We start from the raw sequence: 11406 nt of genomic DNA, 5'->3' as shown, positions 1-11406 counted from the left end.
GGCCTTTTAGGCCGAGGCCGGTAAGAGAGGCTTTCAGCCGCAGAGCAAACCACCAGTTCACACTGGTGGTTTTGATTTGTTTTGATCAGAATTTCTATAGGCATGCCATGATGTTTTCAACGATGCATACACGCCTACAGCAGCGTTCCCATAAAATAGTCCCATAAAGATGGCTCCCCAGAAATTGAATCGATGAGCAATAAAAAGAGCAAATGCTAATCCGAGAATATTAGCGACAGTTGGTATGAGAACTCGAGGGATTGGAAACAGGACTTTAATGATCTGGGTGACAATTAGCACTACAGGGACAGCGATAACTGAATCCCAAAAGTTTGTATGTATGACCGGAAATGGTTCCATTAAATCACACCTTATTAAGTAATATTCGATAGTATTACCATAAGTTTGTTTCAACATTCTAAGATAAACAACTTGATTTTTATACTGTACGGGGGTATAGTATATAAAAGCAGTAGAACGGAGGGACCTATATGAGTGAAAAATTGAGACATGTCCACAGAAATCCTAATGAAAAGAAAATGCTTCAAAATCGCTTAAAGAGGATTGAAGGACAGGTACGTGGAATTCAAAAAATGGTGGATGATGACCGCTATTGTGCAGATATACTTATTCAACTGACAGCCGTCAGTTCCGCGTTGAAGCAGGTGGGTTTAACGCTTCTGGAAAAACATACGCATCATTGTGTGGCCGATGCCATCAAATCCGGGGACGGCGACGATGCGATTGATGAGCTAATGAAAATTGTGAATCAATTGGTCAAGACATAACTTAATCCATAAATCTAGTGAAAGGAGGGCTTGGAATGTCAAATAAGACATTAGATATACCCATAGAAGGTATGACATGTGCAGCTTGTTCAAACCGAATTGAAAAGGTTTTGAACAAAATGCCGGGAGTTGAAGCGAATGTCAATCTTGCCCTGGAACGGGCATCAGTAACGATTTTAGATGAGCAAGTATCTGCTCAGGACATAGCCAAGAAAATTGAAGATCTCGGTTATGGCGTAAAAACCGAGCAGCTTGATTTAGATGTATATGGAATGACTTGCTCAGCCTGTTCTACAAGAATTGAAAAAGTACTTAATAAAATGGATGGGGTCCAAAAAGCAACAGTCAATCTTGCTGCAGAAACCGCTGCTGTGGAGCTTGAGCAGGGGGGAGCCTCCGCTTTAGACATTATCGAAAGGATTCAAAATCTCGGATATGATGCTAAGGTGAAGACAACGCAGGCAGAAAAAGCGGAGGTCAAGTCGAAGGAATATGAGAAACAAAAAAAGAAATTCATTCTTTCTGCCCTTTTCTCCTTACCGTTGCTTTATACAATGCTTGGACATTTGCCTGGCAGCTTAGCACTTCCAGTTCCGGCAATCCTAATGAATCCTTTACTTCAATTCATATTAGCGGCGCCAGTTCAATTTTATATCGGCGGTCAATTTTACAGAGGTGCCTATAAATCACTACGAAATAAAAGTGCTAATATGGATGTACTCGTGGCGCTTGGTACATCTGCCGCCTTCTTTTACAGTGTACTTGAAGGTGTTCGATCTTGGATGTACCCAGGATATGAACCGCATTTGTATTTTGAAACAAGTGCAGTACTGATTACGCTCATTCTTCTCGGTAAGATGTTTGAAACGCGGGCTAAAGGGAGAACGACTGAAGCTCTTTCACATTTATTGGGCCTTCAGGCGAAAAACGCAAGTGTCTTGAAAGGCGAAGAAGAACAGCAAATACCGGTGGATGAGGTCAAACCAGGAGATATTATCGTAGTGCGGCCGGGTGAAAAAATTCCGGTTGATGGAGAACTAATTTTTGGTGAAACGTCAATAGATGAATCGATGCTCACAGGAGAGTCCATTCCGGTGGAAAAGCGGCCGGGCGATGTAGTCATTGGAGCAACAATCAATGAGCATGGTATGATTCGAATAAAGGCAACGAAGGTTGGAAAAGAAACAGCTCTCGCCGGAATTATTAAAATCGTTGAAGCAGCTCAGGGCAGTAAAGCTCCCATTCAAAGGATTGCGGATACAATCTCCGGTGTGTTTGTGCCGATTGTTGTAGGGATTGCTATCCTAACTTTCTTGACTTGGCTTTTCATCGTAGACCCAGGGAATGTTGAAAAAGCCCTGGAATCGTCAATCACAGTTCTTGTCATCGCTTGTCCGTGTGCCCTTGGACTGGCTACTCCAACATCGATCATGGTAGGATCAGGGAAAGGGGCAGAAACAGGTATCCTGTTCAAAGGCGGCGAGCATTTGGAGATGGCACATAAAGTGAATGCAGTCATATTAGATAAGACAGGTACCATCACAGTGGGAAAACCATCAGTAACAGACATTGAGTATAACAATGATAATGTTCTCTCTTATCTAGTTTCTGGCGAAAATGCTTCTGAACATCCATTGGCAGAAGCAATAGTCAGGTACGGTAAAGAGCGTGGCGTAGAAATGAAGCAGGTAACAGACTTTCAGGCCATTGCAGGGCACGGAATCAAGGCTGTAATTGAGGGACACCAAATATTGATTGGAACAAGAAAGCTAATGAGCGACAATCTTGTTTTATATCAAGAAAAGCTGAAAAAGGTTGAAGAATTGGAGAGCCTAGGAAAAACAGTCATGTTTATTGCTGTAGATGGAAGTTTGTCAGGAATAGTCGCTGTCGCAGATACCGTGAAAGACCATGCAAAAGAAGCCGTTAATCGTTTGAAACAAGAAGGTATCGAAGTCCTTATGCTGACAGGAGACAACAAAAGAACAGCAAAGGCAATTGCAGATCAGGTCGGAATTGAGCAAGTATTTGCTGAAGTACTGCCTGAACACAAAGCGGAAAAAGTGAAAGAACTGAAAGCTCAAGGAAAAGTAGTGGCAATGGTAGGGGATGGAATTAACGATGCTCCGGCCCTTGCATTGGCGGATGTCGGGATTGCCATTGGAACTGGTACAGACGTTGCTATAGAGGCTGCTGATCTTACAATTTTAGGCGGAGATTTAATGTTGATTCCTAAAGCATTTCGCCTTAGTCATGCGGTAATGAGAAATATTCATCAGAACTTTTTCTGGGCCCTCGCTTATAATTCTGCTGGAATTCCGATTGCAGCCTTAGGGCTGCTCGCTCCATGGGTTGCTGGGGCTGCAATGGCATTCAGTTCAGTTTCGGTAGTTTCTAATTCGCTTCGTTTAAAAAGAATCAAATTATAAATAAATTAGGAGGAGATTAAAATGCAAGAAACAGTTTTAAAAGTAGAAGGAATGACATGCGGGCATTGCAAGCAATCCGTTGAAAGAGCATTAGGCACTCTCACTGGTGTAGAAAAAGCCGAAGTAGACTTGGCTCAAGGAACAGTAAAAGTATCCTATAATCCTTCTGAAACGGATACTGGTAAAATGAAAGAAGCAGTTGAAGATCAAGGGTACGATGTTAAAGCATAGATTGCAGAAAATAACCTCCGTTTAGGGGGTTATTTTCTGTTTGAGGTAAGCCTAACTTCAACTGGTATAACACATCGAAGTATTGCCGATATAGCGTAAAATAAGGTGATGATAGATGTGAAGGATTGAGTGAGGTGATTAGGAAGTAGGTAGATGAACTTATTCAAGAAATGAAAGGAAAAATGTTAGCAGAAAAGGCTTTCTTAAGGTAGAATTCGATTAAGGACAATCAGATTATTTCGTCAAATGAATGGGGCAATTCTTATTGAATAGAAAAATGGTATAAGGGGTGGCATGCATGAAAGTATTGGTTGTTGGTGCAAATGGTCAAATTGGCCGTCATATCATGAGTTTGTTAAAGGAAAATAAGGATTATATTGGGGTCGCGATGGTGAGAGGAGAAGAGCAAGCTGAAGCTTTCAGAGAAAAAGGGATGGAAGCTTTAGTGGCGGACTTAGAGAATAGCGTGCAAGATCTGACAGAGGTGATGAAAGGGTACGATGCGGTCATCTTTACAGCAGGATCTGGTGGTCAAACAGGAGCAGATAAAACCTTACTGATAGACTTGGATGGAGCCGTCAAAACAGTTGAAGCAGCTGAAAAAGCAAAGGTAAATCGCTTTCTTATGGTCAGTGCTTTTCAAGCAAATAATCGAGAAAATTGGAACTCGAAGATCAAACATTATTATGTTGCCAAGCATTATGCCGATAAGGCTTTGATGCAAAGTGAGTTGACCTATACCATTGTGAGGCCTGGCGGTCTTGTGAATGAGCCAGGAACAGGCGAAGTTTCAGTGGGTGAAATGACAGAGCGGGCCATTATTTCGCGAGAAGATGTGGCAAAAACTGTTGTCGAATGCTTGCAAGAGAAACATACGTACAACAAATCGTTCGATCTTGTTTCTGGGGAAACTCCAATTGAAGAGGCATTAAAAAGAATTTAATCGGAAGTGGCGTGGTGCATATGAATATTATCGATCTTCATTGTGATGTTTTATGGAAATTGTGGGAAAGTCATGGGATGATTCGTTTCAAAGATTCCCCGGAACTTGATGCCAATAAGGAACGTTTACAAAAAGGGAATGTTAAAGTTCAATGTTTCGCTATTTTCGTTCCTCCAGAGCTTAAATCAACGGAGCAGTTTCAGGCTGCTCTCGAGCAAATTGATTATTTCTATTCAGAGGTCTTGGAAAAAAACTCCGACATTATACAGATTAGACGTTGGAAAGATATTCTGGATTTGAAACCTGGCCAAACTGGGGCAGTATTAACGCTTGAAGGGGTGGATTGTATCGGCAATGACCTCCAAAAACTTAGTCTTTTAAATCATATGGGAGTTCGGGCAGTCGGTCTTACTTGGAATTATGGCAACCTGGCAGCGGATGGAGCAGAGGAACCGCGCGGTGCGGGTCTGACAATGTTTGGAAGACAAGTCGTCCTCTTGAATAATCAACGAAAGATGCTTACAGATGTATCCCACTTAAGCGAAAGAGCTTTTTGGGATGTGATGGAGCTGGCGGATTATCCGATAGCGAGTCATTCAAATTCAAAGACATTATGCAATCATCCAAGAAATTTGACAGATAAGCAGGCTGAAGCACTCTTTGCAAAAAACGCGATGCTCCATGTTGTCTTTTTTCCTGAATTTATAACGAAAAAAGAAGTAGTGACGATTCCTGATCTTATCAAGCATATCGACCATTTCTGTTCGTTGGGCGGTGTTCACCATATTGGATTTGGCTCTGACTTTGACGGGATTGACCGACATATTAACGGGCTGGAAAATGCCTCTCACTATCCAAATTTAATAAATGAGCTTTTAAAATATTACTCGGAAGATCAGGTAAGAGGATTCGCTGGTCAAAACTTCTTTGAAACCGTATCAAATTGGAAAATTTGATGGGCACTTGGAATATATGAAAAATGTAAAAAAAGAATGAAAAAAACCGTTATGGGAAATATAGTCCCAAGCGGTTTTTTTATTTTGTTTGTTCCCATTTTAATTTAAAAGCTAAGGAGGCTGTTTAGATGTCGGAAAAAGATAAAGGATTAACGCGTCGTGACTTTCTGAAAACTTCCGGAATCGCTACAGGTACCTTGATTGGAGGCGGTCTGATTGGTGGGTTGATAGGATATAACGCCAATCAGCAAACCGAAATTGCACGAAAGGAGAGCAAAGGCAAAGACAAATCGACTCCAAAAGGATTGCAGTTCTTCAAAAATTATAATGATTTTGATGTTTTATCACAAGCAACCGAACGGATTTTTCCAAAGGATGATTTAGGTCCTGGGGCCATCGAGCTTGGTGTTCCTTATTTTATTGACAGCCAGCTGGCTGGAAGCTATGGAGTGAATGCAAGGGAGTATATGCAGGGGCCGTTTGATATTGGAGAAGCTACCCAAGGATATCAAACTCCGCTCAATCGGCAGGAGGCCTTTTTAGCGGGGCTTAGAATGATGGAAAAAGAAGCACAGAATCGTTACAAAAAAAGTTTTGCCAGTCTGGAAGGTAAACAAATGGATGAAATATTAACGGACTTTCAAAAAGGGAAAATAAAAATGGATGGAATAACGTCAGACTTTTTCTTTAAACTGCTTAGGTCGGCAACGTTGGAAGGGGCCTATTCAGATCCGATTTATGGAGGTAATAACAATATGGACGGCTGGAAGATGAAAAACTTCCCGGGTCATCAAGCAGCCTATATAAACGTTGTGGAAAGCGATAAATTTCAGAAAATCAACCCTAAATCTTTGGCGAGTATGGATCATTAAAGGAGTTGAGGGACATGGCTAAAACATTGGATAAAGTGGATGTTGTAACTGTTGGAGTCGGCTGGACCGGAGGGATTGTAGCAGCTGAATGTGCAAAGGCCGGATTGAAAGTGTTGGGCCTAGAACGTGGAGAAAGAAGGGGAACACAGGACTACCAGCGGATTCATGACGAGTACCGGTATGCTATCCGTTATGATTTGATGCAGGATTTATCTAAGGAGACTGTCACCTTTAGAAATACCCGAAAACAGAAAGCACTTCCGATGAGGCAGATGGGATCGTTCCTTTTGGGAGAAGGTCTTGGAGGATCGGGAACCCACTGGAATGGGTGGACTTTCAGGTTTTTACCTTATGACTTTGAAATCAGAAGCATGACAGAAAAAAAGTATGGAAAAGGTAAAATTCCAGATGATTTTCTGCTTCAGGATTGGGGTATTACATATGATGAGATGGAGCCCTACTTTGATAAATTTGAAAAAACAGCCGGGATTTCTGGTGAAACAAATCCACTCGGAGGGAAAAGATCTAGTGATTATCCAACTCCACCTATGAAAAAGACGCCGATCCTTCAAAGGTTTGAGAAGGCGGCGCAAGACAGAGGATATAATCCGTATATGCTGCCTTCGGCAAATTTGTCCGAAACATATGAAAATCCAGACGGCCAGAAGATTTTTGCCTGTCAGTATTGCGGGTTTTGCGAAAGGTTCGGCTGTGAATATGGTGCGAAATCGTCTCCTGAAATAACGGTTATTCCGGCAGCGGAACAGACCGGCAATTATGAAGTACGGACAAATGCCAATGTCGTCGAGATTTTGAAAAAAGGCGATAAAGTCACAGGGGTCAGATATATCGACACTACGACACGGAATGAATATATCCAGCCAGCAGATATAGTAGTTTTAACAAGCTATGTGCTAAACAATGCCAAGCTGCTTATGGTTTCTGATATCGGAGAGCGGTATGATCCGGATACGGGAAGAGGAACACTTGGACGCAACTATTGTTATCAATTGAATGCCGGGGCGACAGGCTTTTTTGACGACCAGATGAATATTTTCATGGGTGCAGGGTCACTTGGTATGTACATGGATGATTTTAATGGCGACAATTTCGACCACGATAAAGCAGACTTTCTTCACGGAGCCGGCATCTGGATTACGCAGGCCGGGACTAGACCGATTTCGAGCAATCCAGTTCCTCCGGATGTTCCACTCTGGGGTGAGGAGTTCAAGAAGGCATCTATTCACTACTACACTCGCACATTGTTTGTGGGAGGTCAAGGAGCTTCTTTACCTCATAAGGAAAACTACTTGTCACTTGATCAGACTTATAAAGATGCCTACGGTTTGCCATTGTTACAGATGACATATAATTTTACCGATCAAGACCGGGCATTACACAAATTTGCGACAGAGAAATCTGCTGAACTGATAAAAGATATGGGGGCTAAAGAAGTAGTCCCTGCCAACGCCTTGAGCGACTATGATATAGTTCCATATCAAACCACGCATAACACGGGCGGCACGACTATGGGAGCAGATCCTGCTACAAGTGTTGTCAACAACTATTTGCAGCATTGGGATGCCGATAATTTATTTGTAGTCGGGGCAGGGAATTTTGCACATAACAGCGGCTATAATCCGACAGGAACCGTTGGAGCATTAGCCTATAGATGTGCGGAAGGGATTGTTAAATACAGGAAGAATGGGGGAAGCCTTGTTTAGATTTGGGAGTCTCTAAGTCAAGGGATTGTCAGGACGTCTGAAAGCCGCCTATTCTGTGACCTGTGGCATGAAGACGTCCTACTCTTATAAAAGGAGGTTAGTTAGGATGGGAATCTCACAAATTGGTATACCTGGTCTGATTATTATTTTGGTTATCGTACTGATTATATTTGGACCGAAAAAATTGCCGGAAATTGGTGGAGCTATGGGTAAAACCTTATCCGAGTTTAAGAAATCTACTCGGGAAATCATGGATGATGGTGAAACAGCAGCAAAACAAGAAAACAATAAAGAGACTTGACTTAGAAGGTGCATCGCATGGGACAAGTTCCGAAAAAGAATAGAAAAATTCTCAGTCCCTTGGACAAAAATCCCGAAGATCTTGATAGGGACCGTCCTTATTACCAGATAGAGAAACAAGAGGAAGAATCGAATGGAGAGGCCTTGATTGAACATTTATCCGATCTTCGCAAGCAACTGATCAAGAGTCTTGTTGTATTTGTCCTATTCCTAATACTTGTTTTCACAACGATGAATCTCTGGTTTCCCTATGTGACGAAAGGAAATGAACTCGTTGTTTTTGGACCTTTCCAAATCATCAAATTTTACACTTCCATTTGTGTAACCATTGCGCTGGGACTATCTCTTCCATTTTTCGTCCATTTTATTTGGCAATTTGTTAAACCGGGCTTGAAATCCAATGAAATCCGCTTTCTTGGATTATATTCACCCGCCATGTTTTTGCTATTTATTATGGGAGTGGCTTTCGGATACTTTGTAGTTAACCCTTTAAGTTATCATTTTTTAATGAACTTTGGCGCGATGAACTTTGATGTTATCGTTTCGGCACAGGAGTATGTGCACTTTCTCATTATGACAACAGTGCCGCTCGGATTATTATTTGAACTACCGATTATAGCAATGTTTTTGGCATCCATCGGTGTGCTGACCTCGGAAACAATGAAAAAGGTGAGAAAATGGGCGTATTTGGTTATCGCGATCTTATCCGCTTTGATTACACCGCCAGATTTTATAAGTCAGCTGATGGTATTGATTCCAATGGCATTACTATATGAAGTAAGCATCTATATCGTCAGAAAAATGGAAGCAAGGCAGGAGTCCCCTCAACAAGCAGAAGCCGTCTCAACTGAATAAGGACAAAGATAAATCAGTCAGAGTTATTTCTCTCCGACTGATTTTGCTTTTGTGAGGTTCGGGATATGTTGAGCCATAGCAATAGGAATGGCTGCCTATTTAAAAGATGTAGGACCGTCAAAAAATCAACCGTACGGGGACGCAGTTTGACGGAAACACGAATCAACTAAGGAAAAACGCCATCTGAAAAAGCCGTACCGTCCAACTTATCCGAAAAACTGTCCGAACAAGAGGGGATACTATCCAAAAAAACGGAATACTATCCGAAAAAGCGAAATACAATCCAGTTTGCCCAAGGTATTGTCCGAAAAAGGAAAAATACTGTCCAAGCAGGAGAAAACAACCCGAAAAGCGGTCTTTTATCTTTGAAGTTGGGGCGCTAGTAGTGCCCGCTTTTAATACAAGCAACAAAGGATAGGCACGAAGCCCATCCTAACATCAAGTTATCTTCCAGATATTCTTTTCCCGTAAACGACAACAAGCTTTCCTTCACGCTTGTCCATTTTGAATCCGCGCCAGCCTTTTTCGAGAAGGTTCTGCTGGCCTTTGATATCACTCATGGCTAGCTCCGTTGTTTCAGCCCATTCATAAGGAGCATCCTCCCCAAGCCGTTTATAAAAGACATAACGCAAGCGCCCTTCATATTTCTCTTTTAAGACTGCAATTATCATACCTTGGCTGAATTTGTCCTTCAGGCTTGGGATATTGAAAGGCATTACCGTTGCGCAAATATATTTATATGTTTGTTTTTCTTTTGAAAGCTCCTGCATAATCAACTGTGCAAGTTGCTGTTGCAGGCCATTGCCGCGGTAGTCGGGATGGACATTCGATATTTCCTGATAAATGACATTTTGAAGTTCGTTTTTTGGCAAACCAATATCAAGGCCTAAATGGCCGTCTTCATCAACAGGTGGAACCAGTAGAGCCCGGAAGGCAATCAGTTTTTGCTCCGCAAATGCACCGATAAGGATACCATTCCCATCAGTAATAAATTGAAATTCTTCATAAGACAGCGGCTGTAATATATCTTTATTGTCCAATGTTTGAACAACAATTTCCTGCAGGGCAAGAATCTGTGCCATATCATTTGTTGATAGGCGGCGAACTTGATAGGGAATGCTATTTTTTAAAACTCCTTCAAAAAAATAGCTCATTATCGAACAACGTCCTTGAACTTTGTCAATTCATCCAATGTTTGCTCGTTCACTTCCACACCGAGTCCAGGCTTCTCATTGAGCTGAATGAAAGGGACGTCATATGTAAGGTTTCCGATGTCTTTAGAAAACTTTAATGGTCCTGTCAATTCAACGCTTGTAATATTTTTCTTTGAAAAAGCTACATGAAAACCAGCAGCAGATCCAATGGAAGATTCGACCATTGACCCCACCTGGCATTCGATTCCGGCCATTTCAGCTTGATACGCAAGTTTTGCTGCTGGAAGGATGCCGCCACATTTCATTAGTTTGATATTTACTTTATCCGCTGCCCGCTTGCGGATAATTTCTCGCAGCTCGCGTGGGCCTTTCATACCTTCATCAATCATGACTGGAATATCAGTTTTGGATTTGATTTCAACCATACCGTCAATATCATCGGCGCTCACAGGCTGTTCTACCCAATCGATATTCAACTCCTTTAATGAACGCATGGCGACAAGGGAATCAGCGCTGTTTTTCCAGCCCTGATTGACATCGACGCGAATGTTGATACCTTCTCCAACTCTTTCTCTTACAGCTTGAATCCGTTCAACATCTTTTTGAACAGCTGTACCAACTTTCATCTTAAAGGAGTCATAGCCTTTTTCTATCATGGCAGCTGCTTCGTCGGCCATTTGTTGCGGCTCCGCGATACTGAGGACATGGGTGATAGGGAACTTTTCGTGATAACGTCCGCCAATCAACTGATAGACAGGCTGGCCGAGCTTTTTACCCACAGCATCAAAGCAAGCAATGTCCAAAGCGGCTTTTGCGGCAGGAACAGCATAAATCGTCTCGTTCATCAGATCATGGAGTTTTTCAAATTCCATTGGATTTTTGCCGATTAGCAGTGGGGCAAGAGTATGTTTTAAAAGGGAATACGTGCTTTCAAGAGACTCTCCGGTAACGTATTCGTCCGGCAAAGCTTCACCATAACCTACAATGCCTTCATCTGTTTCTAGTTTTAAGATGATGGTCGGCATATCATGATATGTGCCATAGCTTACTATAAAAGGGCTATGTAATGGCAAACGGATGGCATGGATATGTATAGCTTCAATTTTCATGATGAATCAATCCCTTCACTTTACAAAGATAAATTTCTTGAATAG

12 protein-coding genes are annotated in these 11406 nt (G+C 42.0%); 9 read left to right on the top strand and 3 right to left on the bottom strand.

Annotated elements, in window-relative coordinates:
* Positions 1 to 57: 57 nt before the first annotated feature.
* Complete coding sequence (locus H9631_RS18840) at positions 58 to 360, bottom strand: hypothetical protein (RefSeq protein ID WP_191815563.1); 303 nt, start codon at positions 358 to 360, stop codon at positions 58 to 60.
* Positions 361 to 491: 131 nt separating this feature from the next.
* On the opposite strand from H9631_RS18840, the gene H9631_RS18835 reads away from it, so the two are divergent.
* From H9631_RS18835 to tatC, 9 genes are all read left to right on the top strand, one after another.
* On the top strand, positions 492 to 788 hold the full coding sequence (locus tag H9631_RS18835; RefSeq protein WP_191815562.1) for a metal-sensing transcriptional repressor: 297 nt from the start codon (positions 492 to 494) through the stop codon (positions 786 to 788).
* A 35-nt stretch (positions 789 to 823) separates the two neighbouring features.
* Complete coding sequence (locus H9631_RS18830) at positions 824 to 3217, top strand: heavy metal translocating P-type ATPase (protein ID WP_191815561.1); 2394 nt, start codon at positions 824 to 826, stop codon at positions 3215 to 3217.
* Between the two features lie 21 nt (positions 3218 to 3238).
* Positions 3239 to 3448, top strand: a complete 210-nt coding sequence (gene copZ / locus H9631_RS18825; RefSeq protein WP_191815560.1) for a copper chaperone CopZ — start codon at positions 3239 to 3241, stop codon at positions 3446 to 3448.
* Between the two features lie 298 nt (positions 3449 to 3746).
* Positions 3747 to 4391, top strand: a complete 645-nt coding sequence (locus H9631_RS18820) for an SDR family oxidoreductase (protein ID WP_191815559.1) — start codon at positions 3747 to 3749, stop codon at positions 4389 to 4391.
* A 20-nt stretch (positions 4392 to 4411) separates the two neighbouring features.
* Positions 4412 to 5347 (top strand): dipeptidase, encoded by a 936-nt coding sequence (locus H9631_RS18815; protein ID WP_191815558.1) that lies wholly within the window; start codon positions 4412 to 4414, stop codon positions 5345 to 5347.
* 128 nt (positions 5348 to 5475) lie between these two features.
* Positions 5476 to 6219, top strand: a complete 744-nt coding sequence (locus H9631_RS18810) for a gluconate 2-dehydrogenase subunit 3 family protein (protein WP_191815557.1) — start codon at positions 5476 to 5478, stop codon at positions 6217 to 6219.
* Between the two features lie 14 nt (positions 6220 to 6233).
* On the top strand, positions 6234 to 7943 hold the full coding sequence (locus H9631_RS18805; protein ID WP_191815556.1) for a GMC family oxidoreductase: 1710 nt from the start codon (positions 6234 to 6236) through the stop codon (positions 7941 to 7943).
* A gap of 106 nt (positions 7944 to 8049) precedes the next feature.
* Positions 8050 to 8244, top strand: a complete 195-nt coding sequence (gene tatA / locus H9631_RS18800) for a twin-arginine translocase TatA/TatE family subunit (RefSeq protein ID WP_191815555.1) — start codon at positions 8050 to 8052, stop codon at positions 8242 to 8244.
* A 17-nt stretch (positions 8245 to 8261) separates the two neighbouring features.
* On the top strand, positions 8262 to 9098 hold the full coding sequence (gene tatC / locus H9631_RS18795) for a twin-arginine translocase subunit TatC (RefSeq protein ID WP_191815552.1): 837 nt from the start codon (positions 8262 to 8264) through the stop codon (positions 9096 to 9098).
* 443 nt (positions 9099 to 9541) lie between these two features.
* Here the strand turns inward: tatC and H9631_RS18790 are convergent, their stop codons facing one another.
* Both H9631_RS18790 and H9631_RS18785 read right to left on the bottom strand, forming a co-directional pair.
* Positions 9542 to 10252, bottom strand: a complete 711-nt coding sequence (locus H9631_RS18790) for a GNAT family N-acetyltransferase (protein ID WP_191815550.1) — start codon at positions 10250 to 10252, stop codon at positions 9542 to 9544.
* Positions 10252 to 11361, bottom strand: coding sequence for a mandelate racemase/muconate lactonizing enzyme family protein (locus tag H9631_RS18785; RefSeq protein WP_191815548.1), 1110 nt, complete (start codon positions 11359 to 11361; stop codon positions 10252 to 10254). The genes H9631_RS18790 and H9631_RS18785 overlap by 1 nt, the downstream gene beginning before the upstream one ends.
* Positions 11362 to 11406 lie beyond the last annotated feature (45 nt).

This window comes from Bacillus norwichensis, from assembly GCF_014836955.1.
GTDB lineage: Bacteria > Bacillota > Bacilli > Bacillales > Bacillaceae_C > Siminovitchia > Siminovitchia norwichensis.
This window is presented reverse-complemented; position numbering and strand designations above follow the sequence as displayed.

Bases quoted from the DNA above. Each gene is read 5' to 3' on its own strand.
- H9631_RS18835 (WP_191815562.1), top strand. From the start codon at position 492: ATGAGTGAAAAATTGAGACATGTCCACAGAAATCCTAATGAAAAGAAA.
- H9631_RS18785 (WP_191815548.1), bottom strand. From the start codon at position 11,361: ATGAAAATTGAAGCTATACATATCCATGCCATCCGTTTGCCATTACAT.
- tatA (WP_191815555.1), top strand. From the start codon at position 8,050: ATGGGAATCTCACAAATTGGTATACCTGGTCTGATTATTATTTTGGTT.
- H9631_RS18830 (WP_191815561.1), top strand. From the start codon at position 824: ATGTCAAATAAGACATTAGATATACCCATAGAAGGTATGACATGTGCA.
- H9631_RS18790 (WP_191815550.1), bottom strand. From the start codon at position 10,252: ATGAGCTATTTTTTTGAAGGAGTTTTAAAAAATAGCATTCCCTATCAA.
- H9631_RS18805 (WP_191815556.1), top strand. From the start codon at position 6,234: ATGGCTAAAACATTGGATAAAGTGGATGTTGTAACTGTTGGAGTCGGC.
- H9631_RS18815 (WP_191815558.1), top strand. From the start codon at position 4,412: ATGAATATTATCGATCTTCATTGTGATGTTTTATGGAAATTGTGGGAA.
- H9631_RS18820 (WP_191815559.1), top strand. From the start codon at position 3,747: ATGAAAGTATTGGTTGTTGGTGCAAATGGTCAAATTGGCCGTCATATC.
- H9631_RS18810 (WP_191815557.1), top strand. From the start codon at position 5,476: ATGTCGGAAAAAGATAAAGGATTAACGCGTCGTGACTTTCTGAAAACT.
- H9631_RS18840 (WP_191815563.1), bottom strand. From the start codon at position 360: ATGGAACCATTTCCGGTCATACATACAAACTTTTGGGATTCAGTTATC.
- tatC (WP_191815552.1), top strand. From the start codon at position 8,262: ATGGGACAAGTTCCGAAAAAGAATAGAAAAATTCTCAGTCCCTTGGAC.
- copZ (WP_191815560.1), top strand. From the start codon at position 3,239: ATGCAAGAAACAGTTTTAAAAGTAGAAGGAATGACATGCGGGCATTGC.